Origin of the sequence: Phycicoccus avicenniae (assembly GCF_018139485.1) — a bacterium.
Taxonomy (GTDB): domain Bacteria; phylum Actinomycetota; class Actinomycetes; order Actinomycetales; family Dermatophilaceae; genus Phycicoccus; species Phycicoccus avicenniae.
Window position 1 is genome coordinate 282,785 of record NZ_JAGSNF010000004.1, and the last position, 26,360, is coordinate 309,144.

The following is a 26,360-nucleotide window of genomic DNA, read 5'->3' on the forward strand; positions in this document are numbered from 1 at the left end:
CCCCCGCGGAAGCCCGGAACGTCGGCTCACGAGCCCCCGGGGACGCGGCGTCCTGCGAGCCGAGGGCAGCCGGCGCACTCGCCGCAGTCGGGGAGGGCGTAGATGAGGCAGCAGGAGGCCCGGGCGGGCACGCCGGGCCGGACGATGCCGGCGACGGTCTCGGCGTCGCGTCGGGCGGCGGTCCACATGTCGTCGACGAGTCCGCCTCGGACCCGCGGGCCGAGGCGCACGGGGCTGGCGTAGGACGCCGCGAGCGGCTCGGCCACCGCGCGGTAATCCTCCTCGGCCCGGTCCAGCCGGGCACCGAGATCGCCGTCGTCGGCGACGAGACCGGACAGGGCGACCCTCTCGGGGACGAGGGCGTTCCCTCGGACGAACGTCAGCCCGTCGAGCCGGGCCCGCCACGGGCCGGTGGCGGCGGCGTACGCGGCGGTGTGCGCCCGGACCTGGAGGACCCACTGGAGCACGAAGACCGCCGCGACCGCCGGCGGCGCGACGCCGTCGTACCACCGCGCGTGAAGGGCGGACAGGGCCCGCTGCCAGTCGTGGGGGTCGTCGGTGGGGCGGTGCCCGAGGGCCGGGCCGGCGGTGAAGGTCAGCCACGCGTGCCGGGCTGACATGCGCGCGGCGGGGGGGGGCCCCCCCCCCCCGCGTCCGAGCGGACCTCGGGGGTCAGGAGTTCGCCTTCTCGTAGGCTTCCTGGACCTCCGTGGAGATCCGGCCGCGCTCGCTGATGTCGTAGCCGTTGTCGCGGGCCCACTGGCGGATCTGGCTCACGTCGCGACGGGCGGAGCGCCCACCGTTCTTGCTGCCGCCGCCGCTGCTCCGGCGTCCGCCCGTGCGCTCGGCGTGGCCGATCCACACGGCGAGGTCGTCGCGCAGCTTCGAGGCGTTCTCGCTCGTCAGGTCGATCTCGTAGGAGATCCCGTCGAGGGCGAAGGTGACCGTCTCGTCGGCGCTGGACTCCTTGTCGACGTCGTCGACGAGCAGGACCTGGACCTTCTTGGCCATGGGTGTTCCTCCGTGTGTCGTGATGCAAAGGCTGCGGGTGTGCTGCCCGTGCTTCTCTTTAGTCAGAGTATAGAGAAGGTAAAGCCTGTGTAAAGACAGATCCGAGGAAATCGGACCGATGGCGATTCTAGGGGGTTCCGCCGGAATTCTCTTCCGGACCATTCCGCGATTCCCGGGACAGCCGGTCCTCGTCCTCCTCCAGGCGCCGCTGGGCGAGGCGCTCGGTGCGGTCGCTCTCGACGATCCGCTTGATGATGGCGTAGAAGAATGCCGCGACGACGATCGTCGGCAGGAGGCCGGCGACGTAGGGCCACAGGGTCTGCACGCTCAGGCCTCCGGCTTCAGGTGCGGGAAGAGGATCGTCTCCCGAATGCTCGCATTCGTGAAGAACATGACGAGGCGGTCGACGCCGAAACCCAGGCCGCCCATCGGCGGCGCGCCGTACTCCAGGGCCCGCAGGAAGTCCTCGTCGAGCTCCATCGCCTCGGGGTCGCCGCCGGCGGCCCGCATCGACTGGTCGGTGAGGACCTGGCGCTGGACGACGGGGTCGACGAGCTCGGAGAACCCGGTACCGCGCTCGACGCCGCCGATGACGAGGTCCCAGGCCTCGATGAGGCCCTCGGCCGAGCGGTGCGGCCGGGCCAGCGGCTGGGCGATCGCGGGGTAGTCGCACAGGAACGTCGGCTGGAGCAGCGTGGGCTCGACGACCTCCCCGAGCAGCTCGAGGAAGACCCGGTCCTTCTCCAGCCCCGGGTCGACGTCCACGCCGTGCCGCTCGGCGTGTGCGAGGAGGGTCTCCTTCGGGGTGTCGATGGTCACCGGCTCCCCGACGGCCTCGCTCACCGCGTCGTAGACCGGCAGCCAGCGCCACTCGGTGTCGAGGTCCACGGTGCCGGCGGGGGTCTCGACCTGCCGGGAGCCGAGGGCGTCGGCGACGCCGAGGTAGATGTCGCGCAGCAGGGCGGCGATCGAGGTCTGGTCACCCCAGGCCTGGTAAGCCTCGAGCATCGTGAACTCGGGGGAGTGGGTGGCGTCGACGCCCTCGTTGCGGAAGATCCGGCCCATCTCGTAGACCCGGTCGACGCCCCCGACGACCGCCTTCTTGAGCGGCAGCTCGAGGGCGATCCGCAGGACCATGTCCTGGTCGAAGGCGTTGAGGTGGGTCCGGAAGGGGCGTGCGGCGGCGCCGCCGTGCACGAGCTGGAGGACGGGCGTCTCGACCTCGAGGTAGCCCTGGTCCTCGAGGACACCGCGGATCGCCCGGAGGGCGCTCGCCTTGGTCCGCACGAGGTCGCGGGCCTCCTGGCGCACGACGAGGTCGGCGTAGCGCTGGCGGACCCGGGACTCCTCGGAGAGCTCCTTGTGCAGGACCGGTAGCGGGCGGAGGGCCTTGCTCGCCATCTCCCAGCGGGTCGCCATGACGGAGAGCTCGCCCCGGCGGGACGAGACGACCCGGCCCTCGACGAAGACGTGGTCGCCGAGGTCGACGTCGCTCTTCCACGCCGCGAGGGCGTCCTCGCCGACCTCGGCGAGGCTGAGCATCACCTGGAGGCGGGTGCCGTCGCCCTCCTGGAGGGTGGCGAACGCGAGCTTGCCGGTGTTCCGGACGAACACGACCCGCCCGCCGACGCCGACGACGTCCTGGGTCTCCTCGCCCGCCTCGAGACCGGTCCAGCCGGCGCGGACCTCGGCGAGGCCGTGGGTGCGCGCGACGCTCACCGGGTACGCCTGGCCACCGGCGGCGATGATGCGGTCGCGCTTGTCGCGGCGGATCCGCATCTGCTCCGGCAGGTCGGCCTCGGGGGCGGCGGGGGTGGGTGCGTCGGTCACGAGCACCAAGCCTACGATTTAGCCGCCACGGGCCCGAATCCGTGACCGTGGTGATCGCGCGGTGCCACACTGCCGTCCATGACGAGGCCGCCGTGGCGCTGCCCTCCGTGGGTGCCCGTCGTGCTGCTCGTCGCCACCGTCGGTCAGCTCGCCGTCGCCCAGTGGTGGCCCGGCATCGACCGTTTCGCCGACAAGGCGTTCGGGGCGCGGCTCGTGCTCTACCCCGTCCTGATGCTCCTCGCCCCGGTCCTGTGGCGCGTCGTCGTGGGCCGCCGGCACCCGGGGGCACGGCCGCCCTTCGGGGCGTTCGCCCTCGTCATGGCGCCCTTCCTCGTCGACGTCACCGGCAACAGCCTCGACCTCTACGACACGGTCGTGTGGTGGGACGACGCGAACCACTACGTCAACTGGCTGCTCCTGCTCGGGGGGATCGGCCTGCTCGTCACCGACCGGGTCGAGCCGCCGTGGGCGGTGGTGGCGCTCGTCGCGGGGCTCGGAGCCGTGCTGGCGATCGGGTGGGAGCTGGGGGAGTGGTACACGTTCATCCGGCAGGGGACCGAGCTGGGGTCCGCCTACGAGGACACGCTGGGGGACCTCACCCTCGGCACGCTCGGGGCGACGACGGCCGGGCTCCTCGTCGTGTGGTCCCGTGGTCGCCGCCGACCACCGGGGACCGCGACGGACGAGGGCCTCAGCCCCGGCTCGCCTCCCGCAGCAGGCGGGCCAGGGCGGCGAGGTCGCCGCCGACGGCCCGGAGCGCACTGACGTCGAGCGGCACGCCGTGGGCGATGACCGGTCCCGCTGCCCGCACCGGCCGGGCGATGCCGGGTCCGGTCGTCACGCCGCAGGCGGCGACGGGACGGTCCCCGACGAGGGAGAGGACGAAGGGGGCATCCGCGTCACCGAGCAGGACGTGCTCGGCGTCGACCGGCGGGACGCCCATCGACTGCATCGAGGCGTCGTACTGGTCCGACCAGGACCACGGGACGTCGGTGAAGGCGTCGTCCTCGCCCAGGGCGACGGCGGCGGCCACCTCGCCCTGACGGCCGGCGGCGGTGAAGGACTCGAGCCGGACGCCGCGGGAGCCGCCGGGCCCCCGGACCCGGACGGCGTCGCCGGCGGCGAGCACGGCCGGGCGCGAGGTGCGCATCGAGGGGTCGACGACGATCCCGTCGTCGACGATGAGGCCGGCGGCCTCCGCGAGGTCGGTCCGGGGGCGGACCCCGATGCCGACGACGACGGTGTGCGCCGGGAGCACGCGGTCGTCGGACAGATGGACGCCGCGCACCGCACCGTCGTCCCGGAGGACCTCCTGGGGAGTCACACCGGTGTGGACCCGCACGCCGTTCCGCTCGTGGAGGCGGGTGAGCCAGTCGGCGACCGCGGGCGGGGCCACGCGCCCGAGGACGCGTGGGTCGGCCTCGACGACGTCGACCTCGACCCCGCGCTGTCGGGCGGCGGCGGCGACCTCGAGCCCGATGACGCCCCCCCCGACGACGACGAGCCGCGAGCCCTCGGTGAGCGACGCCGAGACCCGGGCGGCGTCCGCGGCGTCGCGCAGGTGGAGCACCCCGGGCCCGTCGGCCCCGGCGACGGCCAGGCGCCGGGCGGCGGCCCCCGGGGCGAGGACGACGGCGTCGAAGGCCCACGTGGTGCCGTCCTCCGTCGTGAGCACCCCGCGGCCGGGATCGAGGGCGACGACGGGCGTCGAGCGCCGGACGAAGATCCGCTCGCGCCAGCCGGCGTCGGGGGGCCACACCTCGGGGACGGGCGCGGCGGGGTCGAGCAGGACGCCCTTGGACAGCACGGTGCGGTCGTAGGGGGCGAGCGGCTCGTCGGCGAGCACCGCGACCGCCTCGCCCGCCTCGGCGAACCGCCGTGCGGCCGCCCCGGCGGCGGGCCCGCCGCCGACGACGACGAACCGGGGGGTCAGGCGCGAGGTGCTCACGCCTCACCCTCGCACGGCGGGCCGACCGGCGAGGTCAGCGGCTGCCGAAGTCCTGCGTCCAGTAGATGCCGTACGGGGAGGCGCCCCGGGAGACCCCGACCCCGACGGCCTTGTTCCGGCAGTTCAGGATGTTCTTGCGGTGCCCCGGGCTGTTCATCCACGCCCGGACCACCCCGGCCGGGGTGCGCTGGCCGGCGGCGATGTTCTCGGCGCTGCCGTAGCGGTAGCCCTCGGCGCGGATCCGGTCCCACGGGGTGCGGCCGTCGGGGGAGGTGTGGCTGAAGAAGCCCTTCGTCCGCATGTTCCAGCTGTGCTTGCGGGCGGCGGTCCACAGCCGCTCGTCGACCCGGAGGTTGGCGCACCCGGCCTTGCGACGCTCGGCGTTGACGAGGGAGACGACCTTCCGCTCGAGCTCGGCGCTCGTGACGGCCGACGCGGGGGCCGCGCCGACGACGGCGGCGGTCGGGGCGAGGAGGGCGGCCGCGAGCGCGGCGCGGACGAGGACGGAGCGGGCGGGAGCGGGCACGGGGTCACCTCTGGAAGGTCGGGAACCGCGTCGAGGATGCGTCGACGCGGGTGGTGGGCCGCCGCCCCCTGTCGCCGACCCGGGACCAGGGTGACACAGCACCGCGCCCCGCGGGGCCCGTCGGTGACGACGGGTCCGCGGGGCGCGTGCCGAGGCTGTCAGAGGCCGAGCTTGCGCTTCTTCTTCCGCCACGCCTTCGTCAGCTCGAGCCGGACGATGTCGCGGCGACGCCGGCCCTCGACCTTGTTCGGGAGCGAGAGCTGGACGACCTTGCCGTAGACGGACGCCGACTGCTTCCACAGCGTGCCCGTGACGTAGGGCAGGTCGTTGCGCTCCATGAGGTCGCGGATGCGCGGGGCGATCTCGGCGTACCGGTTGCTCGGCATGTCCGGGAACAGGTGGTGCTCGATCTGGTGGCTGAGGTTGCCCGTCATGACGTGCATCGCCTTCGAGCCGCGGATGTTGCCCGAGCCGAGCATCTGGCGCAGGTACCACTCGCCGCGGGTCTCCCCGTCGATCGAGGTCTTCTCGAACGTCGAGATCCCGGGCGGGAAGTGGCCGCAGATGATAACGGTGTTCGTCCAGACGTTGCGGACCAGGTTGGCGACGAGGTTCGCGGTGAGCGTCGTGCGGGCCGAGCCGGTGACGGCCGACATCGCCGGGTGGACGACGTAGTCCTTCGTCGCCTGTCGCTTGATCTTCTGAAGGACCTCGTCCCGGTTCCTCATGAACTCGGCCTTGTCCTCCTCGCTCATCCGGTGCTTCGTCGCGACGTACCGGCCGAGCTCGAGGTCGTACGCGGCGATCGAGTACTCGAAGAGGAGGGCGTTCCCGACGTGCCAGATCGGCTGGAAGAGGTAGAAGAGGCTCCACTTCTGGTCCTCGTCGACCCGCAGGATCCCGTAGCCGAGGTCGTTGTCGCGGCCCAGCACGTTCGTGAACGTGTGGTGGATCTCGTTGTGGCTGTGCTTCCACTGGCTCGCCGGCGAGGCGTTGTCCCACTCCCACGCCGTCGAGTGGATCTTCGGGTCACGCATCCAGTCCCACTGGCCGTGCATGACGTTGTGGCCGATCTCCATGTTCTCGAGGATCTTCGCGACCGACAGGCCGGCCGTCCCGAGCCACCACGCGGGGCGCACCCCCTTGACCTTGACGTTGCTGAAGAGCAGGAGGGCCCGGCTGCCCATCTCGAGGTAGCGCTGGGTCTTGATGACCTTGCGGATGTACGCGGCGTCGCGCTCGCCGCGGGAGTCCATGACCTCCTTGCGGAGGGCGTCGAGCTCGTGACCGAGCGCCTCGATGTCCTCCTGGGACAGGTGCGCGGCCGGGTTCGGCTTGCCGGACTTCTTGAAGGCCGGGCGCTCGGGGCGCGGGGCGTCGCTGGCGACGCGCAGGCGGGGGTTGATGCCGCCGGGCTTCGTGGACGCGTGGGCGGGGCGCTGGGGGGCGAGGGTCATGGGGATCGGGTCCTTCCGGGTCTCGCGGGCGGGGGCTGGTCGTCGTGGCGTCGGGTGGGCGGCGGCCGGCCCGACGCGGCAGGTCAGTGGTCGATCTCGCAGGAGCCGGCGACGGCGTTGATGCACGTCTGGATCGGCAGGGGTTCGTCGGACTCGTGGACGGTGACGTCGCCGGTGCGCAGGTCGCGCACGGCGCCGGCCCGCATCGGCAGGACGCAGCCGAAGCAGATGCCCATCCGGCAGCCGCTCGGCATGATGAGGCCGGCCTCCTCGCCGGCGTCGAGGATCGGGGTGGAGCCGTCGGCGTCCACGGTGACCCCGCTCGCGCCGAAGCTCACGGTGCCGCCCTCCCCGGGCTCGACGACGCTCGGGCGGAACCGCTCGACGTGCAGCCGCTCGGGGACACCGGCGTCGGCCCAGTGCTGCTCGGCCGCGTCGAGCAGGGCGGTCGGGCCGCAGAGCCACGTCTCACGCTCGCGCCAGTCCGGCACGAGCGTCTCGAGGCTCACGAGGTCGAGGACGCCGTGCTCGTCGTCGAGGTTGAGCCGCAGGTCCAGGCGCCCGGTCTCGTGGTGGGCGGCGAGCTCGCGGTGGAAGATGACGTCGCCACCGCTCGGCGCGCAGTGGACGTGCGCGACGTCGGCGAGCTCCGTCAGGTGGTTGCGGAGCATCCCGATGACCGGGGTGATGCCGCTGCCGGCCGTGAGGAAGAGGACCTTGGCCGGCGCGGGCGTCGGGAGGGTGAAGTCGCCGGTCGCCTGGTCGAGCATGACGAGCGTGCCGGGGCGGGCGTTGCGGACGAGGTGGTTGCTGACCTTCCCCTCGGGGATGGCCTTCGTCGTGATCGCGATGCAGCCCGCGGGGATGCCGGCGGCGGCCGAGCCGTCGGCGCGGTGGGTGAGGCTGTAGGCGCGCCAGTGCCGGACGCCGTCGATGTCGACGCCGATCCGGATGTACTGACCGGGGACGTGACCCAGCCAGCCGCGACCGGGCCGGATGACGACGGTGGCGGCGTCGGCGGTCTCGGGGCGGACCTCCACGATCCGCCCGCGCAGGTCGGCGCCGGTACGCATCGGGTCGATGAGGTCGAGGTAGTCGGCCGGGACGAGCGGGGTGGCGAGGGCCTCGGCCACCTTGCGGGCGCCGCGGACGACGCCGCCGAGGGGGCCGTCGGTGTGGGCGCCCAGGCGCGGCCTCGTGGCCCCGTCGGGGGTCGCTCGGTCGATGCTCGGTGCCGTCATGCATGCCAGCGTAACCTACGCAGCCGTAAGTTACGACTCCGTAGGTTTCTCTTCTCAGGAAGGGAACAGCGTCGCGTGTCCGAGGGTCGAGGTGGTCCTGGGCGAGGATCCGTGCGGCGTCACCTCGACCCGCGGAGGGCGGCAGCGGCTGGAGGCGTCCTCGCGCGGGGATCCGTGCGGTGGCACCTCGACACACACGTCGGCCGGGGTGACCGGGCGCGTGGTCGCGTCCCGTGTCACCCCGGCCGGTGGTGGCGCAGAGGGCTCGGGGTCAGTGGTCTCCGGCCATGAGGCGACCGATCTCCGTCCGGTCGGCGTCCTCGACCCGCATCTCGGCGACGACGGTGCCGCCGTGGACGACGGCGATCCGGTCCGACAGCGAGAGGATCTCGTCGAGCTCGGCCGACACGAGGAGCACGCCGGCGCCCTCGTCCCGGGCCTCGACGATCCGCCGGTGGATGAACTCGATCGACCCCACGTCGACGCCGCGGGTCGGCTGCGCCGCCATGAGCAGCTTCGGCTTGAAGGCCATCTCGCGGGCGACGACGACCTTCTGCTTGTTGCCGCCCGACAGCGACCCGGCGGTCTGGAACACCCCCGAGGAGCGGATGTCGAACTCCTCGCGCAGCCGTTCGGCGTTCTCGCGGACGGCGTCGAACTGCCGCACGCCGCTCTTGGCGTAGGGAGCCTGGTCGAACTCGTTGAGGACGAGGTTGTCGGCGATGGAGTACGACCCGACGATGCCGTGCTTCTCCCGGTCCTCCGGCACGTGGCCGAGGCCCGCGTGGTGGGTCTGGTACGGGTTGGCCGTCGTGAGGTCGAGGTCGCCGAGCCGCATCCGGCCCGAGACGACCTTGCGCATCCCGGCGAGGGCCTCGACGAGCTCGCGCTGGCCGTTGCCCTCGACCCCGGCGACCCCGACGATCTCGCCCGCGTTCACCGTGAGCGAGAAGCCGTCGACGGCGGCGAGGCCACGGTCGTCGCGGACGTGCAGGTCCTCGATCTCGAGCACCGGCTCGCCGGGCGTCGCAGGCTCCTTGTCGATCGACAGCACGACCTCGCGGCCCACCATCATCGTCGCGAGGCCGGTCGCGTCGGTCTCCTTCGTCGCGACCTCGCCGACGACCTCGCCCTGGCGCAGGACGTAGACCCGGTCGGCGACGGCGAGGACCTCCCGCAGCTTGTGCGTGATGAAGACGATCGAGGTGCCGGAGTTGGCGAGCTCGCGCATGACGCCGAGCAGCTCGTCGGTCTCCTGGGGGGTGAGGACGGCGGTCGGCTCGTCGAGGATGAGCAGGTCGACCCGGCGGGAGAGCGCCTTGAGGATCTCGACCCGCTGCTGGGTGCCGACCGGCAGGTCGTCGACCTCGGCGTCGGGGTCGACGGCGAGGCCGTGCTTCTCGGACAGCTCGCGGACCATCCGTCGGGCGGAGTCGAGGTCGAGGACGACGCCCGCCCGGGTCGACTCGTGCCCGAGCACCATGTTCTCGGCGACCGTCATGACGGGGACGAGCTGGAAGTGCTGGTGCACCATGCCGACCCCACGGCGGATGGCGTCCCGCGGGTCCTTGATCGGCGTGCTGTCGCCCTTGACCGACACCGTGCCCCGGTCCGGCGTGATGAGCCCGAAGATCTGGTTGACGAGGGTCGACTTGCCCGCGCCGTTCTCCCCGAGCAGGGCGACGATCTCGCCGCGGCGGACGTTCAGGGTGATGTCCCGGTTGGCGTGGACCGACCCGAACGACTTCGACAGTCCCTCGATGTCGAGGAGGACCTCGCCGATGACGCCCTCGCCGAACCCGGACTGCTCCGGGGGCAGCTCGAGCGCGGCGTCGGTCGTCGCGATGTCGGCGAGGTGGGACTGCGAGGTGTCGCCGCGCGTCGGGTGCGGGGTGCCCTCGGACTCCGGGCGGGAGGTGCTCTCGCTCATCACTGGTCCTTCTTGACGTAGGGCTGGCCGACGGCGCCCGGTGGCCGGACCCGTCCGGCCGCCACGGCGAGCACGACGAGCGTCGCGACGTAGGGCAGGGTGGCGGTGAGCTGCGGCGGGATGGAGAACCCGCCGGTCTGCTGCAGCTGTGAGGCCGTCGCGTTGACGAACCCGAAGAAGAGCGCCATCGAGAACGCCCGCAGCGGCCGCCACGCACCCATGATCATGATCGCGAGGGCGAGGAAGCCGCGGCCGGCCGTCATCTCCCGCTCGAAGGTGCTCGAGGCGTCCATCGAGAGGTAGACACCGGCGAGCCCGGCGAGCGAGCCCGCCAGGGTCACGTTGACCATCCGCAGCCGCTCGACCTTGATGCCGGCCGTGTCCGCCGCCGACGGGTACTCGCCGACCGCGCGGGTCCGCAGGCCCCACCGGCTGTGGAAGAGGGCGAGGTGGACGAGCACGGCGGCGAGGATCGCGATGAGCGCGATGACGCTGCGCCCGCTGAAGAAGACCTCCCCGAGCAGCGGGATCTGCGACAGCAGCGGCACCGAGACGTTCGGGATGACGCCGGGCAGCGACTGGCCGGACACGAGGTAGAACGACGTGAGCCCGGTGGCGATGATGTTGAGCACGACACCGGCGATGATCTGGTCCATCCGCCACCGCACCGCGGTGACGGCGAGGAAGCCGCCGGCGACGAGCCCGGTCCCGATGCCCGCGAGGACACCGACGATCATCGAGCCGCTCACGGCGGCGACGAAGAAGCCGGCGAACGCCGCGAGGAGCATCTGCCCCTCGATGCCGATGTTGACCACGCCGGAGCGCTCGCCGATGACGCCGACGAGGGCGGCCAGGACGAGGGGGATGGCGTAGCCCCAGGCAGCGCCGAACATCGACGGCGCGATGTCCCCCCGCACGAGGTTGAAGGCGTACGCCGCGACGAGCACGGCGGCGGCGATGACGAGGGGCGTGCGGTTCTTCGACGCCCAGGTCGACAGGCGCTCCATGTCAGTTCCCCCAGCTCGTCGTCGCGACGGACTGCTTGTCGGCGCGGCTGCGGAACAGCCACTTCCCGAGGACCGGGATCGAGACCATGAGCAGGATGAGGGCGAGGAGCAGGTCGACGATCTCCGGGGCGATGCCGGTCTGGAACTGCAGCCCGGCGGCGCCGGTGCGCAGGATGCCGACGAGGAACGCGGCGGGGATCGTCGCGAGCGGGTTGGCCCGGGCGAGGAGGGCGATCGTGATGCCGTCGAAGCCGAGCGAGCCGACGATCGCCGGCTCGAAGCGGTGCAGCGTGCCGAGCGCTTCGAGGGCCCCGGCGAGACCGGCGAGCCCGGCACCGGCGAGCATCGAGAGCACGACGACGCGGTTGATCGGGACGCCGGCGTAGCGGGCGGCCTCCTTGTTCGCGCCGACGGTGTTGAACCGGAAGCCGAAGGTCGTCCGGCCGAGCACCCACCAGCAGACGGCGGCGAGCACGACGGCGACGGCGAACCCCACGGGGACGCCGGCGACCGTGTCGAGCCGGGCGGCCTCGGGGATGCTCTCGGTCTGCGGGATGCCGCTCGTGCGCGAGGACTCGCCCTGGAGCGGCCCGACGACGAGCCAGAACGTCACCCCGGCGACGATGTAGTTGAGCATGATCGTCGAGATGACCTCGTGGACGCCGCGGTAGGCCTTGAGGACGCCGACGAGCAGCCCGACGACCGAGCCGAAGACGATCCCGACGAGCATCCCGAGCACGGCCCCGAGGAACCCGGCACCGCCGGCGACGTACGCGACCCAGGCGCCGAAGATCGCCCCGAGCTGCAGCTGGCCCTGGGCGCCGATGTTGAACAGGCCGACCCGCAGCGGCAGGACGACGGCGAGCCCGGTGAGGACCAGGGGGGCCGTCTTCTGGAGGGTGCGGGTCAGCGCGCCGTCGTTGACGAGGGCCCCGCGCAGCAGGACCTCGTAGGCGTACCAGGGGTTGACGCCCTGGTAGCGGATGAGGGCGGCGCCGATGAGCAGCGCGATGACGAGGGCGACGACGATGACGACGCCGCTCTGGTGGCCGATGAGGTAGGCGAGCAGCCCGGCGCGGTCCTTCGGCGCCTCCGGCTCGCGGGGTCCTCCGTCGGACGGCGGGGGCGCCTCTTCGGTTCTCGTGTCGGACATGCCTCTCCAATGGCTCGGGGTGCCCACAGTGTGCCGGTCGGGTCACGCGGGCGGAAGGGAGGCCCGGCGGCTCACGTGGGCGCCGGGAGGGATGGGGACGTGGTGAGGGGGCGGGCATCCGAGCGGATGCCCGCCCCCTCGGGGTCGGCCGGTCACCCGGGGTGACCGTCGGGACGGGTCAGAGGGTGACGCCGGTCTCCAGCGAGCCGTCCTGGAGCTGGGCGACGATCTCCTCGACCTGGCTCTTCACGTCGTCGGGGATGGTGTCCTCGAAGTCGTGGTAGGGCGCGATGCCGGCCTCGCCGACCGTCTGGACGCCCTCGAACTCGCCCGACTCGGCGGTCATGAGGGTGTCGGTGACGCCCTTGGTGATGAGCTTCATCGCCGAGGTGATGAGGCACGGCTGGGCCTGCGGGACGGTGTCCCACTGGTCGGTGTCGACACCGATGCAGTAGACGCTCTCACCGGCGCCGTCGGCCTTGGCGACCTCCTGGAGCGCACCGTTGCCGGTGTTGCCGCCCGCGCCGAAGACGACGTCGACGTCCTGGGCCAGCTGCTTGCGGGCCTCGCCGGCGCCCCACACCGGGTCGTTGAAGGCGTTGTCGCCGGCGGGGTGGTACACGGTCTGGACCGAGACCGCGTCGTTCGCGGCCTTCGCGCCGTTCTCGAAGCCCTTCGCGAACTTCTGGACCGGCGGGATCTCCTGGCCGAGGACCTGGCCCAGCTTGTCGGTCTCGGTCATGAGACCGGCGAGGAAGCCCGCGGCGTAGCCGGCCTGGTCCTCCGGGAAGATCAGGCCGGTGAGGTTCGTCAGCTCGGTGCCCTCGGGGTAGCCCTGGTCGACGCCGATGAACTTGGTCTCGGGGTTCTCCTCGGCGGCGGCGACGGTGGCCTCGGTCATGAGGAAGCCGACCGTGACGATCGCGTCGTAGGAGTTGTCCGTGAACTGCGCCATGTTCGCGGCGTAGTCCTTCGCGTCCTGGGTCTCGATGTACTTGTAGACGCCCTCGAGCTCGGTGGCCGCGGCCTCCGCGCCCTCGTGGGCGGACTGGTTGAAGGACTTGTCGTCGACGTTGCCGGTGTCGGTGACGAGGCCGATGCAGAAGACCTCCTCGTCGGCGCAGTTCGAGTCGTCGGTCGAGTAGCCGGCGGTGTCGCCGGAGCCCGTGTCCGAGCCGGTGTCGCCCCCGGCGCCGGAGGTGCCGGTGCTGCCGCCGCAGCCCGCGAGGGCCAGGGCGAGCGCCGCGGGGACCGCGACGAGGTAACGCGTGGACTTCATGGAGGATCTCCTCGTGGAACGTCGGGTGAGACGTGCAGATGCTACGTCCAGATCCGGCGCCCTCAGGACGTGGCTCGCAGTTGTGACGCAGCCGTTACCGACGGGTTCGGGAGGACTCACCACCCGGGTGCGGCGGACCATCCGGCGTCGATGGTGACGGTGGTGCCGGTGATGCCGGATGCGACGGGCGAGGCGAGGAACGCGACCGTCCCGGCCACCTCGGCGGCCGTCACCGGACGGCCGAGCGAGGCGGTGGCGCGGTACCTCGCCACGCCGTCCGGCCAGGCGTCCTCGAGCCCCTCCCGGTCGACCAGGCCCGGGGCGACGCCGACGACCCGGACCCCACGCGGACCGACCTCGTGGGCCGCGGCGGCGACGAGGTGGTGCAGGGCGGCCTTGGCGACGGCGTACGCGGCGTGGCCGGGGGCGGCCCGCAGGCCCTCGATGGACCCGACGACGACGGCCGCGCCGCCCGGGCCCATCCGGTCCGTCGCCTGCCGGAGCAGGACGGCGGTGGGCCGCAGCCCGGCACGGTGGTAGCCGTCCCAGGCGGCGGCGTCGAGGTCGGACCACCCCTGCTGGTGCTGGGGGAACGCGCTGAGGACGACGACGTCGGGGGTCCCGAGGTCGTCGGCGCAGCGGTCGAGGAGGCCCGCGCACGCGGCGTCGAGGGCCTGCGGGGTGTCGAGCGGCACGTCGAGGTCGGCCTGCAGGGTGCTCGCGCGGCGCCCACGGGCGGCGACGGCGGCGGCCACGTCCCGGGCGCCGGCCTCGTCCCCGCGGTAGTGGACGGCGACGTCGTGCCCGGCGTCGGCGAGGGCGAGCGCGACGGCGGCGCCGAGCCCGCCGCTCGCGCCGGTGACGAGGGCGGTCATCGCATCCGGCCGACGGGGCGGTCGCGCGTGAGCGTCGCGATCTCCGTCGCGAACTGCGGGTACTCGGTGGTGAGGGCGTCCCGGTCGCCGAGCTCGAAGTGCTCGGGTCGGAACGCGGGGGCGCACCAGCACGACAGCAGGGTCCAGTACCCGAGCGGCGTCGCCCCCATCCACGTGCCGCGACGGACGAGGACCTGCGGGTGCTCGGCGCCGAGGTAGCCCAGGACCCCGCTGCCCCCGGGGCGCAGCCGCAGCAGGGCCGCGGGGGCGCCGCCGAGCCACTGCCAGCCCTCGTCGACGGCGAGGCGGTGCATCGCCGAGAAGCCGTCCGCCTGGTCGGTGAGCAGGACGGTGATCCCGTTGAGGGCCTGGGTCCGGGGCCCCGCGACGTAGAAGCCGCCCTCCTCGGGGATCGGGACCATGCCGAGGCGCTCGACGACCTCGGCGGCGCTCTCCTCGGGTGGCTCGACGGACGGGATCTCCGGGACCTCGCTCACGACGCGTCCTCGGCGGCGGCGCGGGCGAGCGCGCCACGCTCGGCGGCGCGGGCGAGCACGTCGGCGGTGTCGAGCCGCGTGCTGCGCCGGTCCCGCACGACGAGCTCGCCGTCGACGAGGACGTGCTCGACGTCGGAGCGGCCGGCGGCGAAGACGAGGAGAGCGGTGACGTCGTGCACCGGGGTGAGGTGCGGGGCCCGCAGGTCGAGGACGACGAGGTCGCCCCGCTTGCCGGCCTCGACCGACCCGATGCTGCCGCCGAGCCCGAGGGCGCGGGCGCCGTCGATCGTCGCCGCCCGGAGCACCTCGTGCGCGCTGCCGACGTCGGGACGGCCGCTCGTGAGCCGCGCGAGGAGGGCGGCCTGGCGCATCGCCTGCCACATGTCGAGGTCGTTCGAGGACGAGCACCCGTCGGTGCCGATGCCGAGACGCACCCCGGCGCCGCGGACCTGCTCCCAGTGCAGGGCCCCGCTCGCGAGCTTCTGGTTCGAGCCCGCGCAGTGCGCGACGGCCCCGCCCCCGGCGACGAGCAGCTCGTGGTCGGACGGGCTCGTGTGGACGCCGTGACCGGCGACGAAGGGGACGTCGCCGGCGAGCCAGCCCGCGCGGTCGAGGATCTCGGTCGGCGTCGCGTCGTACCGTTCGCGGACGTCGGCGTTCTCGGCGGCGTTCTCCGACACGTGCGTCGTGAGCAGCGGCATCGCCGCGGGCGACCCGGGCGCGGGCTGGGCGGCGACCTCGCGCAGGACGAGGGCGACCTCGGCGAGGTGCTCGGGGGAGCAGGTGTACGTCGCGTGCGGCATCGCGGGGAGCGGGACCTCGGGGCCGCCGATGTCGAGCAGGCCGGTGCGCCACGCCCGCAGGAGGGCGATCCGTTCCTCCCAGGCGAGGCCGTCCGGGCCCGGGCCGTCCATGAAGACCGGGCCGATGACGTGCCGGCTGCCGGCCGCGACGGCGCCGCGGTGGGCGGCGTCGTGGTGGAAGTACATGTCGAGCTGGGTCGTGCAGCCCCCGAGCAACGACTCCAGGGCACCGAGCGTGGCCCCGAGCTCGACGGTGTCCGGGTCCATGACCGCGCCCTCGGCGGCCCAGACCCGGGTGAGGAAGCCCTGGAGGTCGACGTCCTCGGCGAGGCCGCGCAGCAGGGTCATCGGCAGGTGGGTGTGCAGGTTGACCAGGCCCGGCATGACGAGCCGGCCCCGTCCGTCGAGGACGGTGACGTCGTCCGAGGGCACGGTCGCCGCGGAGCCGTCCGCCCCGCCGGCGAGCTCGCCGCCGTCCCGCTCGTCGCCGACCCGGGTGACGACGCCGTCCTCGACGACGACGTCGACGTCCCGCAGGACGGTGTCGGCGTCGTCGACGGTGACGACGTACGAGACGCTCTCGATGACGACGGTGGCCATCAGGCCTCCTCCTCCGGGGCTGGGTCGGGGGCCGGGTCCGGTGCGGCGGCGCGGGCGGCGACGAGCGCGTCGAGGATCGCGAGGACCGCGGTGCTGGAGCGCGCGAGGACGGCCTCGATCTCGGCCATCGTGATCGGCTCCGTCGCGTCGCCGACCCCCGTCGCGGGGTTGACGACGAGCGAGATGGCGGCGTAGCGCAGGTCGGCCTCCGCGGCGAGGGTGACCTCGGGGACCCCGGTCATCCCTGCGACGTCGCCGCCGGCGAGCCGGGCGAGCCGGATCTCGGCCGCGGTCTCGAAGCGTGGCCCCTCGAAGGCCGCGTACACCCCGCCGTCGCGGATCGGTTCGCCCGCGGTGGCCGCCGCGGCGAGCACCTCGCGGCGCAGGTCCGGGTCGTACGCGGCGGAGACGTCGGTGTGGACGACCCCCTCGCGGGTCGAGCCGTCGAAGAAGGTGAGCGGCCGCTGCTTCGTGAAGTCGACGAAGTCGTCGAGGCAGAGCAGGTCCCCGGGGGCGAGCTCCGGGTCGATCGAGCCCGTGACGTTGACGGCGAGGACGTCGCGCACCCCGAGGTCGGCGAGGGCGCGGATGTTCGCGCGGTAGTTCACGAGGTGCGGCGGGACGGAGTGGCCGGAACCGTGCCGGGTGAGGAAGACGACGGGCAGGCCGTGCCAGGCTCCGTGGACGACGCGGGCGTCACCGAACCGTGTGGTGACGGTCTCCTCGCGGGGGTCCTGGAGGGCGTCGAGGTCGTAGAACCCGGTCCCGGCGACGACGGCGAGCGGCGGACGGGTCATGCCCCGCAACGCTACCCGTAGCCGTGCGGGGGCGGCGAGACGAGTCAGGGAGCCGCGGCGGGCGGCTGGCAGGATGCGGGCATGGCTGAGGTGGCGCTCGCGGCGACCGGCAGGGTCTCGCTCGATGCCGGGCGGGCCGTCGCCGGCGCGGGCGGGAACGCCGTCGACGTCGCCGTCGCGGCCGCCGTCGCGGCGATGGCGTCCGAGCCGGGGATCGTCTCGCTCGCCGGCGGGGCGTTCGTGTCGGTGTGGCCGGCGGACGGCGACCCGGTCGTCCTCGACGGCAACGTCGAGATGCCCGGGCGCGGGCTGGAGGCGTCGGCGTTCGGCGGCGGCGTCCGCGAGGTCTTCACCGCCTACGGGGGCGGGGTGACGATGTTCGCCGGGCACGGGTCGGTCGCGACGCCGGGGGCGGCCCTCGCCTGCGAGGAGGCCGTCCGGCGGTTCGGGGCGTCGGGGGCCTCCGGGTGGGCCGGGGTCGTCGCCCCGGCGGCCGCGGCCTGCCGAGAGGGATACCCCGTCAACGGGGCGGCGGCGCGCTACCTCGGGTTCGTCGGGGAGGTGCTCTTCGGGGAGGACCCGGAGGCGCTCGCGCTCGTCACGCGGGCCGACGGGACCCCGGTGACCGTGGGGGAGACGGTGACGAACGGGGCGCTCGCCGACGTCCTCGACCTCGTCGGGCGCTTCGGGGCCGCGGTGCTCACGACGGGTGAGGTCGGGCTGGCGATGGCCCGGGACATGGCCGCACGGGGCGGGCTCGTCACCGCAGACGACCTCGCGGCCTACCGGGTGCTCCCGCGCGACCCGGTCCGCCGGCAGGTCGGGGCGTGGGACCTCGCGCTCAACCCGCCGCCGTCGGTGGGCGGGCCGATGCTCGCGGTGATGCTCGGCGAGCTCGCCCGGCGGGGGACGTACGACTGGTCGGACGTCCTCGAGGTCCAGGAGGCGGTGCTGCGGTACCGGCTGGAGGTGCACGACGTCGCGACCGACCTCGACGCCGCAGGGCACGCGCTGCTGGCGTCCGTCGAGCGGCTGGGGCTCGCCGGGCTGCCGACGTCGGCGTCGACGGCGCACGTGTCGGCGGTCGACGCGGACGGGCTGGCGTGCGCGGTGACGATGTCGGCGGGCTACGGCGCGGGGATCACGGTGCCGGGGACCGGGATGCTGCTCAACAACGCGCTCGGGGAGCCCGAGCTCAACCGGCTCGGGCTGCACCGGCTGGAGCCGGGCACGCGGCTCGCCTCGAACATGGCGCCGACGACCGGGCGGACCGGGGACGGTCGGGTCATCGCCGTCGGGTCCCCGGGGGCCGACCGGATCACGACGGCCCTCGCCCAGGTCCTCGGCCAGGGGTGCCTGCGAGGAGCCGACCTGCAGGAGGCGATCGCGGCGCCGCGGGTGCACGTGCGCTTCGCCGACGACGGCGCGGCGGTCGTCGAGCACGAGTCGGACCCCGCCATCGCGGCCGCGGTCGTGGCGTCCGGGCTGGCCTCGACCGACCACGGCGAGACGTCGATGTACTTCGGCGGCGTCGGGGCGGCGTACCGGCGCGAGGACGGGATGCTCCAGGCCGCCGGTGACCCCCGTCGCGAGGCCGCCGTCGCCGTCCTCCCGGACTGACGCCAGACCTCTCCCGCCACTGTCGCTCTCGTCGGACGACGTCGAGATCGCCGAGCCCTGGTGTTGTGGCGACATGATCCGGCGAGGTCGGCATGGCCCGGCGACGTCGGCAGCGGTCGGAGAGGTCTGGCCGGGCCCGGCGACGTCAGCGGGTGGCGCCCGTGACCATCCACCGGTCGGTCCGCACCCGCAGCCACATGAGGGTGCCGCGGATCGCCATGAAGGCGGTGAACGCGACCCACAGCCACATGACGGCGTCGTTCGTGCCCGTCGCGGACCCACCCTGCAGCAGCCAGTCGCCGGCGAGGTGCACCCCGAGGACCAGCGGCAGGTAGAGCACGAGGTTCACGACCATGGCCCGCGCCAGCCACGCCCCGTCCCCGGCACCGATGAGGACACCGTCGACGACGAAGACGAACCCGGACAGCGGCTGCGACAGGGCGACGACGACGAGACCCGCGGCGATCGCGGCCTGCACGGCGGCGTCGGGGGTGAAGAGCGGTCCGAGCCAGGGACGCACCCCGAGGAGCACGATGCCCACGACGATGCCGGACACGACTCCCCACCGGACCATGAGCCGGGTGGCCGACCTCGTCGTCGCGAGGTCCCCGGCCCCGAGCGCCCGACCGGTGATGGCCTGCGCGGCGATCGCGATGGCGTCCAGGGCGAAGACGAGGAAGGACCAGACCGTCGCCGTCACCTGGTACGCCGCGAGCGGCACGTCGCCGAGCCCGGCCGCCACCCAGGTCGTGACGAGCAGGGCCCCGCGCAGCGCGAGCGTCCGCACGAGCAGCGGCACCCCGCCCCGGGCCGCCGCGAGCACCCGCCCGGGGTGCGCCCGCAGGGTCACCTCGGTCCGCGCGGCCTCCCGGACGAGGACGACGACGAGCGCCACGGCCATCCCGGTCTGGGCGATGACGGTGCCCCAGGCGGACCCGGCGATGCCCCAGCCGAGCCCGTGGACGAACCACCAGCTGAGCCCGGCGTTTGCGGAGAACCCGAGGACCGCCGCGACGAGCGGGGTGCGGGTGTCCTGCAGCCCGCGCAGCACCCCGGTCGTCGCGAGGACGACGAGCATGCCGGGGAGGCCGAACGCCGACACCCGCAGGTAGGTCGCCGCCTGCTCGAGGGCGGCGTCGGAGGCCCCGAACAGGCCGGCCAGGTCCCGCGCGCCGACGGCGACGACCGCCGTCGTGACGAGCCCGAGGGCCACGGCGAGCCACGTCCCGTCGATGCCCGCCGAGATCGCACCGGAGCGGGAGCCTGACCCCAGCTGGCGGGCGACGACCGACGTCGTGCCGTAGGCGAGGAAGACGAACACGTTGGCGGCGGTGAGCAGGACGGCGCTCGCCACCCCGAGGCCGGCGAGCGGGGCGACCCCGAGCCGGCCGACGATCGCGGAGTCGACGAGGAGGAAGAGCGGCTCGGCGACGAGCGCGAGGAACGCGGGGACGGCGAGGCGGAGCACCTCCCGGTGCTGTCCCACCTCCCGCGTCTCGCCCACGTCAGGCATTGAACCCGACGGCGGCGACGACCGCCCCACGGCCCGCCGGTCGGACCACCGTCCGGGTCCTCAGGCGAGCCCGAGGCCGCGGGCCTCCTCCCACAGCTCGTCCCGCACCCGGGGGTGGGCGACGTGCTCGACGAGCCGGCGGCACTGGTCGCGTTGGTCGTGACCGAGGAGCTCGGCGGTGCCGTGCTCGGAGACGACGGCGCTCTGCTGGACGCTCGTCACCGGCTCGTCGAGGAGCGGCACGACGGTCGAGACGTCGGCCTTGGGGTGCCAGGACCGCAACGCGATGACCGCCTGCCCGCCGGGCGAGTGCAGGGCGCCGACGACGAAGTCGGTCTGCCCGCCGAAGCCGGAGTGGATCCGCGCGTCGATCCGCGAGGCGTTGGCCTGCCCGAAGAGGTCGACCTCGAGCGCGGTGTTCACCGACGTCATCGCGCGCTGCCGGCTGATCGTCCCGGGGTCGTTCGTCACCTCGGTCCGAGTCATCCGCAGCCGAGGGTTGCCGTCGAGCCAGGCGTAGAGCTCCTCGGTGCCGAACGCGAAGGACGTCGTGAGCGGGTGGTCGGGGTCGAGGGCGCCGGCGTGGTCGAGGGCGAGGACGCCGTCGGAGAACATCTCGGTCCAGACCCGCAGCCCGCGCCGGTCGCGCAGGGCGGCGAGCGTCGCGTCGGGGACGCCGCCGATGCCGGCCTGCAAGGTCGCCCCGTCGCCGACCCGGGCGGCGACGCGCTCCCCGATGAGCCGGCTGTCGTCGTCCGGCGCGAGCGGGGTGTGGACGGGCAGGTCGGCCGGCACCTCGACGGCGAGGTCGACCGCGTCGAGCGGCACGAGGGCGTCGCCGAGCGTGTAGGGCATCCGGTCGTTGACGACCGCGACGACGGTCCCGGACCGCACCCGGCACGCCTCGAGCGCGGCGGGCAGGACGTTGACCTCGATGCCGAGCGACAGCATCCCGTCACGCGGTGGCGCGCAGTGCACGACGACGACGTCGGGGGCGAGCGGTCCGCCGAGGAGCAGCGGCACCATCGACAGCCGGCTCGGGACGTAGGACAGGTTCCGGTGGTGGCGCATCCCCGGGCCGACGAAGCACGTCTCGGCGACGACCCCGGGCCGGTCGGGGACCCCGGCCGGGGCGTTGAGGGCGTGCAGGACGTACCGCTCCCGGGCGGCGTCGAGCACCCGCACCGCCTCCCACGGCATCGCCGCGTTGCCGGACACGACGACCCGTGGGGTGTCCGGCAACGCGGCGAGGTGGCGTCCGAGCTCCTCCGGGGTCACCGTCCGCATGACCCCATCGTCCCCGATGCTCAGGAGGAGTAGCGGCCGAACCAGTCGGCGGCGGTCACCGGGTCCCCGTCGGCGTCGCGGACCCGGACCTGGGCGAGCGAGCCGTCGGCGACGACCTCGACCGTGTCGCCGTCGAAGCTCGTGAAGGACACCGAGACCGGCTCCGCGTACATCCCGAGCTGCTCCTCGAGGATCGAGGTCGCGACCCGCTCGCCGAGCCGGACCGACTCGTAGTAGTCGGTGAAGTAGTGCACCCCGGCGATGTTCCGGGCGATGGAGATGTTCGCCGCCAGCTTGTCGAGCTCACCCTGCACGGTCAGCCCCGGCGTGGGCTGCGGCGAGGCGGGCGCGAGGTGGGCCGTCCCGTCGGCGTCCGGCTCCGCGACGAAGGCCGGGTACGGCCAGGCGCGCGCCGACCCGTCCGCGTCGTGCATGTCGAACATCGCCTCGAGGACGGTGACGCACGCGCCCGCGACCGTGGCGTGCCCCGCTCCGTAGGCGGGGTGCGTCGGCGAGCCCTCGGGGAAGGCCATCGGGAGGAGGAAGTTCGCCGAGTCCTCGATCGTGGGCAGCCCGGCGGCCGCGGCGGCGTCCTGCACGACGTGGCCGTCGGTCCGGGCGTTCTGCGCCGCGTTGTGCGCGCTCACCCGGGCCAGGAGCCCGGGCGGGATCTTCCCCCGCAGCTCGTCGAGGGCGTCGCGCAGGTCCTGCTGCGGCAGGTGGGTCGCGGCGTCCGCCGTCGCGTTGAGGGTGAGCAGCGCCGCGACCACCTCGGGGCGGGCCCGGCGGTGGTGCATCCACTTCTGCCGCCACACCGCCTTGAGGGCTCGGCTCGACACCTCGGTGACGAGCGCGAGGACGTGCGGCCCGCCGAAGGACGCGAACGCGGACCGGGTCCTGCTGTCGGACTCGGGGAGCCCCGGGTCCTTCGGGAACCGCGTCCCGTCGGCGAGCATGATGAGGCAGGCGACGAGGTAGGCCTGGTAGAGCGCGTCGTAGTGGACGTACGTCGCGACGTCGCGGGGCGTCGTGAGGAACCGGCGATCGGGCCGGAAGACGTCGAGGCCGTTGAAGTCGACACCGTTCTGGCAGTCCAGCCACGAGGCCCACGTCGTCATCCAGTCGACGCCTTCCACCGCGACGATGCTGCGCTGGTCGACGACCTGGGTGCCGAAGAGGACGAACCCGTCCTCCTCGGAGAGGTTCGCCCGCTCCCCGGGGAACGTCGACGCCGCCGAGTTCCCGACCGCGCCCTCGACCGTGGCCGCGCTGTTGTCCGACCCGACGAGGAGGTACTGCGAGAGCCACGGCCCGCTCCGCGAGCCCGGCGTGGAGCCGCGGAAGAGGTCGGCCCCGGTGACGACGGGGGCGCGTCCCGCGAGGTGGTTCCGGCCGGCCCGGGTCCGGGGCGTCGCCGTCCCCGCGAGGAAGGGCATCGAGTCCAGCTCCTGGCGGATCGCGGTGACGTCCGGGCCGGACTCGTCCGCGATGGCCGTGAAGGGGACGTCCCGCAGGAGCGCCATCGCGTACAGCTCGGCCATCTCGGCGGCGAGCTCGTCGGTGGCCAGGAGCGGCGCCGGGGCGATGGCGAACGCGCCGGCGTCGGCTCCCTCGACGTCGTACACGTGGCCGGTGAGCGGGCTGGTCAGCCTGCGGTAGGTCGTCGGGCTCGGGGCACCGGTCGTGTAGCGGGGCGGGTCCTCGGGGGTGGCGCCCGAGCCGGTGCGGTTGCGGCCCACGGGGAGGGTCTCGAGGGCGCCCTCGTCGTGCCGGGTGACGGCCCGCACCATCGCGGCGTGGCTCGGCCGGTGGACGGCGCCGGTCGGGTCGTGCGGCAGCGTCTTGTGGAAGCTCAGGGCGTGGTCGTCGTAGTGGGTCTCCTCGCCGTTGGGGCGGGTGACGCCGTCCCCGCGTCCGCCGGCGGCGGCGGTGAGGGCGGCGCGGCGGGTGGCCGCGGCGTCCCGGCGGTCGTGGCAGTCCGGGACGGGACGGCCGATCGAGAGGGTCATGCTGGCCTCCTTCGTCGCGGAGGCCGATGCGTCGCCCCCGATGGAGCCAGGAGGCGGCGGTGGGAGGTGCTGATACCGGCGCCTCATACCGGCGCCCGTCGCCGGGGGCCGCGCTCGCGGACCGCACCGGACACGTCCGCGCCCTACCGTGGTCGGCATGTGCCGCAACATCCGTCAGCTCCACAACTTCGAGCCCCCCGCGACGACCGACGAGGTGCGGGCCGCCGCGCTGCAGTACGTCCGCAAGGTCAGTGGGTCGACGAGGCCGTCGCAGGCCAACGAGGAGGCCTTCGCGCGGGCCGTCGACGAGGTCGCCGAGGTGACGCGGCGCCTGCTCGACGGGCTCACGACGGCGGCACCGCCGAAGGACCGCGAGGTCGAGGCGGCCAAGGCGCGGGCCCGGGCCGCCGAGCGGTACGGCCGCACGGGCTGAGGACCCGCGCGTCGTCATCGGGGGTCGCCGGGGCGTCGCCGCAGGTGGGACGCGCGGGAGCGCCCAGGGCGGCGGTGCGGCGCTGTCGCGGGCCGGGCACCGCTCCGCGGGGTCGGCCGAACGGTGTCGCGCCCTGTGGACGGCAACACGCCCGACACTTTCTCGTGTGCACATCCGGTGGATGGTGAACCTGCAGGTCAGCGCCTCGACGAGGACGGTCCGTGACGCTCGTCCACAGGGTTACCCACCGACGGTGCACAACCGGCCCGGGCGTTTTCCACCGCTCGTCCACAGGCTGTCCCCAGCCGTTCGGCCGATGTGCCCCGTCCGGGTTGGAGGGGTCCCCGGGGGCGACCTACGGTTACCCGGCGGACCCGCTGTCGGTGGCCCCTGGTGGACTCTCCGGCACCGGTGGGGTCGCCGGGTCGCAGTGGGTGTCGTGGTCGTCGTCGCGTCGTCGGAAGGGTTGTCGGGTGAGCATCGCCGAGATCGGGTTCTCCGCCCCTCCGGAGCCCCCGGACGAGCGCGTCCCTCCCCAGGACCTCGGTGCCGAGCAGTCGGTCCTCGGCTCGATGCTCCTCGACAAGGACGCCATCGCCGACTGCCTCGAGGAGGTCAAGGCCCAGGACTTCTACCGCCCGGCGCACGAGGCCATCTTCGACGCCGTCCTCGACCTCTTCGGACGCGGTGAGCCCGCCGACGCGATCACCGTCGCCGACGAGCTGTCCAAGCGGGGCGACCTCGCCCGGGTCGGCGGCCAGGCCTACCTCCACCAGCTCATCCAGTCCGTCCCGACCGCCGCGAACGCCGGCTACTACGCCGAGATCGTCCACGAGCGGGCGGTGCTGCGGCGCCTCGTCGAGGCCGGCACCCGCATCGTCCAGATGGGGTACGCCCAGGGCGAGGGCGACATCGACGACATCGTCAACCGGGCCCAGGCCGAGGTGTACGGCGTCGCCGACAAGCGCGGCGGGGAGGACTACCACGCTCTCGGCGAGATCCTCGACGAGACCCTCACCGAGATCGAGGCCGCCTCGGGACGGACCGACGAGCTCATCGGCGTGCCGACCGGGTTCATCGAGCTCGACGAGCTGACCCACGGCCTCCACCCCGGCCAGATGATCGTCGTCGCGGCGCGCCCCGCGGTCGGGAAGTCGACCCTCGGCATCGACATCGTCCGGGCGGCGGCGATCAAGCACAACATGGCCGCGGCCGTGTTCTCGCTCGAGATGAGCCGCACCGAGATCACGATGCGCATCCTGTCCGCCGAGGCGACAATCCAGCTCCAGGACCTGCGCCGCGGCCTGAAGAACCAGGACCAGTGGAACAAGCTCGCGCGGATCATGGGCAAGATCAGCGACGCCCCGCTCTTCGTCGACGACAGCCCGAACATGTCGCTCATGGAGATCCGGGCCAAGTGCCGGCGCCTGAAGCAGCAGCACAACCTCAAGCTCGTCGTCATCGACTACCTCCAGCTCATGACGTCCGGCAAGAAGGTCGAGTCGCGCCAGCAGGAGGTCGCGGAGTTCTCCCGGGCCCTGAAGCTGCTCGCCAAGGAGATCGAGGTGCCCGTCATCGCGATCAGCCAGCTGAACCGTGGCCCCGAGCAGCGCACCGACAAGCGCCCCCAGATGTCCGACCTGCGTGAGTCCGGATCGATCGAGCAGGACGCCGACGTCGTCATCCTCCTGCACCGCGACCGCGGCGACGTCGAGCGGGAGGGGGAGGCCGACGTCATCGTCGCCAAGCACCGGAACGGGCCGACGAAGGACCTCGTCCTCGCCTTCCAGGGGCACTACTCGCGGTTCAACAACATGGCCAAGGACGGCGGCTTCTAGTGCCGACGACCAGAGAGTTTGCATCCTGGGCGGGAACAATGCGTCCTGACGCGTCCTCATCGTCGAGGGGTACCTGGACGGACGTCAGTCGATTCGATGGCGGGCGATAGGGCGCAAGCGGACCACAGCTCCCCAGGGCCAGTTGCTGGCTACAACGCGCTGTCAGCACATTGGGCCCGCAACGACTCGTAGACCCACGTCACAAGCCTCAGTCTTGCGACCGTCAAAGGGACTTTGGGGCGAGGGCTCCGTTCCTGTGGCGTGACCGTCCCGGCCCTGTCATAGTTCGTGCACCGGGAGGCTCAGGGCCTCTTGGGGGGCGGAGGAGTGGGGTGTGGACACTTCTACGGATGTGCGAAGCCGGATGCGATTTGTCGCTTCGCGCCAGGTTCCGGTGATGTCTGTGATTGCCTTCTTCATCATCGTTCTTCTGGACACGCGCCGGGAGCAGATGATCGTGACGGCCGGGGCCTTGGTGATCCTCGCGATCGGCATCGCCATGGACTGGAAGCGATTCGGCCGCGCACCGAAGCCCGAGGTCATCCGGCCGCGCTACGGGCAGGACTAGGCCTGACCCGGCCCCTTCGGCGCTCTTGCACGACTTCGACTACGAGGCGTGGCGGAAGAAGCAGCGGAAGGAACGGGGACGCTGTGGTGGAGGTGACCGTGGTCGGCCCGGTCCCTGACCTCATGGATCACGTCGTCC

Annotated in this window: 24 protein-coding genes; 5 read left to right on the forward strand and 19 right to left on the reverse strand. The window is 73.3% G+C overall.

Features of this window, described 5'->3' with window-relative positions; translation table 11 throughout:
• Positions 1-26: 26 nt before the first annotated feature.
• The 4 genes from KC207_RS05230 to lysS form a co-directional block, all read right to left on the reverse strand.
• Positions 27-620, reverse strand: a complete 594-nt coding sequence (locus tag KC207_RS05230) for a (2Fe-2S)-binding protein (RefSeq protein ID WP_211601841.1) — start codon at positions 618-620, stop codon at positions 27-29.
• A gap of 52 nt (positions 621-672) precedes the next feature.
• Positions 673-1,011: a histone-like nucleoid-structuring protein Lsr2 gene (locus tag KC207_RS05235; RefSeq protein ID WP_211601842.1), complete on the reverse strand. Its 339-nt coding sequence runs from the start codon at positions 1,009-1,011 to the stop codon at positions 673-675.
• A 127-nt stretch (positions 1,012-1,138) separates the two neighbouring features.
• Positions 1,139-1,336, reverse strand: coding sequence for a hypothetical protein (locus KC207_RS05240; protein WP_211601843.1), 198 nt, complete (start codon positions 1,334-1,336; stop codon positions 1,139-1,141).
• A gap of 2 nt (positions 1,337-1,338) precedes the next feature.
• The gene (lysS, locus tag KC207_RS05245; RefSeq protein WP_437179122.1) at positions 1,339-2,841 is read right to left on the reverse strand and encodes a lysine--tRNA ligase; all 1,503 of its coding nucleotides are present in this window, start codon (positions 2,839-2,841) and stop codon (positions 1,339-1,341) included.
• Between the two features lie 78 nt (positions 2,842-2,919).
• Here lysS and KC207_RS05250 point away from each other — a divergent pair, with 78 nt between their 5' ends.
• Positions 2,920-3,606 (forward strand): DUF2238 domain-containing protein, encoded by a 687-nt coding sequence (locus tag KC207_RS05250; protein ID WP_211601844.1) that lies wholly within the window; start codon positions 2,920-2,922, stop codon positions 3,604-3,606.
• On the opposite strand, the gene KC207_RS05255 is transcribed toward KC207_RS05250, so the two are convergent.
• The 12 genes from KC207_RS05255 to KC207_RS05310 all read right to left on the reverse strand — a co-directional run bounded on the left by KC207_RS05255 (position 3,533) and on the right by KC207_RS05310 (position 16,954).
• Positions 3,533-4,789, reverse strand: a complete 1,257-nt coding sequence (locus tag KC207_RS05255) for an NAD(P)/FAD-dependent oxidoreductase (RefSeq protein ID WP_211601845.1) — start codon at positions 4,787-4,789, stop codon at positions 3,533-3,535. The two genes, KC207_RS05250 and KC207_RS05255, sit on opposite strands and share 74 nt — an antisense overlap.
• A gap of 34 nt (positions 4,790-4,823) precedes the next feature.
• Positions 4,824-5,315, reverse strand: a complete 492-nt coding sequence (locus tag KC207_RS05260) for a CAP domain-containing protein (RefSeq protein ID WP_211601846.1) — start codon at positions 5,313-5,315, stop codon at positions 4,824-4,826.
• A 158-nt stretch (positions 5,316-5,473) separates the two neighbouring features.
• Positions 5,474-6,772 (reverse strand): fatty acid desaturase family protein, encoded by a 1,299-nt coding sequence (locus KC207_RS05265; protein WP_211601847.1) that lies wholly within the window; start codon positions 6,770-6,772, stop codon positions 5,474-5,476.
• A gap of 83 nt (positions 6,773-6,855) precedes the next feature.
• Positions 6,856-8,013, reverse strand: a complete 1,158-nt coding sequence (locus KC207_RS05270; protein ID WP_211601848.1) for a ferredoxin reductase — start codon at positions 8,011-8,013, stop codon at positions 6,856-6,858.
• A 271-nt stretch (positions 8,014-8,284) separates the two neighbouring features.
• Positions 8,285-9,943 carry an ABC transporter ATP-binding protein gene (locus KC207_RS05275; protein WP_211601849.1) on the reverse strand — a complete coding sequence of 553 codons (1,659 nt, stop codon included), beginning with the start codon at positions 9,941-9,943 and terminating at the stop codon, positions 8,285-8,287.
• Positions 9,943-10,950, reverse strand: coding sequence for an ABC transporter permease (locus KC207_RS05280; RefSeq protein ID WP_211601850.1), 1,008 nt, complete (start codon positions 10,948-10,950; stop codon positions 9,943-9,945). The genes KC207_RS05275 and KC207_RS05280 overlap by 1 nt, the downstream gene beginning before the upstream one ends.
• A 1-nt stretch (position 10,951) precedes the next feature.
• On the reverse strand, positions 10,952-12,103 hold the full coding sequence (locus KC207_RS05285; protein WP_211601851.1) for an ABC transporter permease: 1,152 nt from the start codon (positions 12,101-12,103) through the stop codon (positions 10,952-10,954).
• Positions 12,104-12,281: 178 nt separating this feature from the next.
• Positions 12,282-13,382: a BMP family ABC transporter substrate-binding protein gene (locus tag KC207_RS05290; protein ID WP_211601852.1), complete on the reverse strand. Its 1,101-nt coding sequence runs from the start codon at positions 13,380-13,382 to the stop codon at positions 12,282-12,284.
• 116 nt (positions 13,383-13,498) lie between these two features.
• Positions 13,499-14,257, reverse strand: coding sequence for an SDR family NAD(P)-dependent oxidoreductase (locus KC207_RS05295; protein WP_211601853.1), 759 nt, complete (start codon positions 14,255-14,257; stop codon positions 13,499-13,501).
• On the reverse strand, positions 14,254-14,754 hold the full coding sequence (locus KC207_RS05300) for a cupin domain-containing protein (protein ID WP_249138569.1): 501 nt from the start codon (positions 14,752-14,754) through the stop codon (positions 14,254-14,256). The genes KC207_RS05295 and KC207_RS05300 overlap by 4 nt, the downstream gene beginning before the upstream one ends.
• Positions 14,751-16,157, reverse strand: coding sequence for an amidohydrolase family protein (locus KC207_RS05305; protein WP_211601854.1), 1,407 nt, complete (start codon positions 16,155-16,157; stop codon positions 14,751-14,753). The genes KC207_RS05300 and KC207_RS05305 overlap by 4 nt, the downstream gene beginning before the upstream one ends.
• A complete protein-coding gene (locus tag KC207_RS05310; protein ID WP_211601855.1) occupies positions 16,157-16,954 on the reverse strand; it encodes an S-methyl-5'-thioinosine phosphorylase in 798 nt (265 codons plus the stop codon). The genes KC207_RS05305 and KC207_RS05310 overlap by 1 nt, the downstream gene beginning before the upstream one ends.
• An 81-nt stretch (positions 16,955-17,035) precedes the next feature.
• On the opposite strand from KC207_RS05310, the gene KC207_RS05315 reads away from it, so the two are divergent.
• Positions 17,036-18,574: a gamma-glutamyltransferase gene (locus KC207_RS05315; RefSeq protein ID WP_211601856.1), complete on the forward strand. Its 1,539-nt coding sequence runs from the start codon at positions 17,036-17,038 to the stop codon at positions 18,572-18,574.
• 145 nt (positions 18,575-18,719) lie between these two features.
• Here the strand turns inward: KC207_RS05315 and KC207_RS05320 are convergent, their stop codons facing one another.
• The 3 genes from KC207_RS05320 to KC207_RS05330 are packed head-to-tail and all read right to left on the reverse strand — an operon-like array spanning position 18,720 to position 23,383.
• On the reverse strand, positions 18,720-20,087 hold the full coding sequence (locus tag KC207_RS05320) for an MATE family efflux transporter (RefSeq protein WP_211601857.1): 1,368 nt from the start codon (positions 20,085-20,087) through the stop codon (positions 18,720-18,722).
• Positions 20,088-20,147: 60 nt separating this feature from the next.
• Positions 20,148-21,374, reverse strand: coding sequence for an acetyl-CoA hydrolase/transferase family protein (locus KC207_RS05325; protein WP_211601858.1), 1,227 nt, complete (start codon positions 21,372-21,374; stop codon positions 20,148-20,150).
• A gap of 20 nt (positions 21,375-21,394) precedes the next feature.
• Complete coding sequence (locus tag KC207_RS05330) at positions 21,395-23,383, reverse strand: phosphatase PAP2 family protein (protein ID WP_211601859.1); 1,989 nt, start codon at positions 23,381-23,383, stop codon at positions 21,395-21,397.
• Positions 23,384-23,540: 157 nt separating this feature from the next.
• On the opposite strand from KC207_RS05330, the gene KC207_RS05335 reads away from it, so the two are divergent.
• From KC207_RS05335 to KC207_RS05345, 3 genes are all read left to right on the forward strand, one after another.
• The gene (locus KC207_RS05335; protein ID WP_211601860.1) at positions 23,541-23,816 is read left to right on the forward strand and encodes a DUF2277 domain-containing protein; all 276 of its coding nucleotides are present in this window, start codon (positions 23,541-23,543) and stop codon (positions 23,814-23,816) included.
• 473 nt (positions 23,817-24,289) lie between these two features.
• On the forward strand, positions 24,290-25,654 hold the full coding sequence (gene dnaB, locus KC207_RS05340; protein ID WP_211601861.1) for a replicative DNA helicase: 1,365 nt from the start codon (positions 24,290-24,292) through the stop codon (positions 25,652-25,654).
• A 397-nt stretch (positions 25,655-26,051) separates the two neighbouring features.
• The gene (locus KC207_RS05345; RefSeq protein WP_211601862.1) at positions 26,052-26,222 is read left to right on the forward strand and encodes a hypothetical protein; all 171 of its coding nucleotides are present in this window, start codon (positions 26,052-26,054) and stop codon (positions 26,220-26,222) included.
• Positions 26,223-26,360: the final 138 nt, after the last annotated feature.

Excerpts from the sequence above, each read along its gene's own strand:
- KC207_RS05295 (WP_211601853.1), bottom strand. The coding sequence starts at position 14,257 with ATGACCGCCCTCGTCACCGGCGCGAGCGGCGGGCTCGGCGCCGCCGTC.
- KC207_RS05345 (WP_211601862.1), top strand. The coding sequence starts at position 26,052 with ATGTCTGTGATTGCCTTCTTCATCATCGTTCTTCTGGACACGCGCCGG.
- KC207_RS05320 (WP_211601857.1), bottom strand. The coding sequence starts at position 20,087 with ATGCCTGACGTGGGCGAGACGCGGGAGGTGGGACAGCACCGGGAGGTG.
- KC207_RS05315 (WP_211601856.1), top strand. The coding sequence starts at position 17,036 with ATGGCTGAGGTGGCGCTCGCGGCGACCGGCAGGGTCTCGCTCGATGCC.
- KC207_RS05265 (WP_211601847.1), bottom strand. The coding sequence starts at position 6,772 with ATGACCCTCGCCCCCCAGCGCCCCGCCCACGCGTCCACGAAGCCCGGC.
- KC207_RS05310 (WP_211601855.1), bottom strand. The coding sequence starts at position 16,954 with ATGACCCGTCCGCCGCTCGCCGTCGTCGCCGGGACCGGGTTCTACGAC.
- KC207_RS05280 (WP_211601850.1), bottom strand. The coding sequence starts at position 10,950 with ATGGAGCGCCTGTCGACCTGGGCGTCGAAGAACCGCACGCCCCTCGTC.
- KC207_RS05290 (WP_211601852.1), bottom strand. The coding sequence starts at position 13,382 with ATGAAGTCCACGCGTTACCTCGTCGCGGTCCCCGCGGCGCTCGCCCTG.
- KC207_RS05275 (WP_211601849.1), bottom strand. The coding sequence starts at position 9,943 with ATGAGCGAGAGCACCTCCCGCCCGGAGTCCGAGGGCACCCCGCACCCG.
- KC207_RS05305 (WP_211601854.1), bottom strand. The coding sequence starts at position 16,157 with ATGGCCACCGTCGTCATCGAGAGCGTCTCGTACGTCGTCACCGTCGAC.
- KC207_RS05325 (WP_211601858.1), bottom strand. The coding sequence starts at position 21,374 with ATGCGGACGGTGACCCCGGAGGAGCTCGGACGCCACCTCGCCGCGTTG.
- KC207_RS05270 (WP_211601848.1), bottom strand. The coding sequence starts at position 8,013 with ATGACGGCACCGAGCATCGACCGAGCGACCCCCGACGGGGCCACGAGG.
- KC207_RS05230 (WP_211601841.1), bottom strand. The coding sequence starts at position 620 with ATGTCAGCCCGGCACGCGTGGCTGACCTTCACCGCCGGCCCGGCCCTC.
- KC207_RS05335 (WP_211601860.1), top strand. The coding sequence starts at position 23,541 with ATGTGCCGCAACATCCGTCAGCTCCACAACTTCGAGCCCCCCGCGACG.
- KC207_RS05250 (WP_211601844.1), top strand. The coding sequence starts at position 2,920 with ATGACGAGGCCGCCGTGGCGCTGCCCTCCGTGGGTGCCCGTCGTGCTG.
- KC207_RS05235 (WP_211601842.1), bottom strand. The coding sequence starts at position 1,011 with ATGGCCAAGAAGGTCCAGGTCCTGCTCGTCGACGACGTCGACAAGGAG.
- KC207_RS05330 (WP_211601859.1), bottom strand. The coding sequence starts at position 23,383 with ATGACCCTCTCGATCGGCCGTCCCGTCCCGGACTGCCACGACCGCCGG.
- KC207_RS05285 (WP_211601851.1), bottom strand. The coding sequence starts at position 12,103 with ATGTCCGACACGAGAACCGAAGAGGCGCCCCCGCCGTCCGACGGAGGA.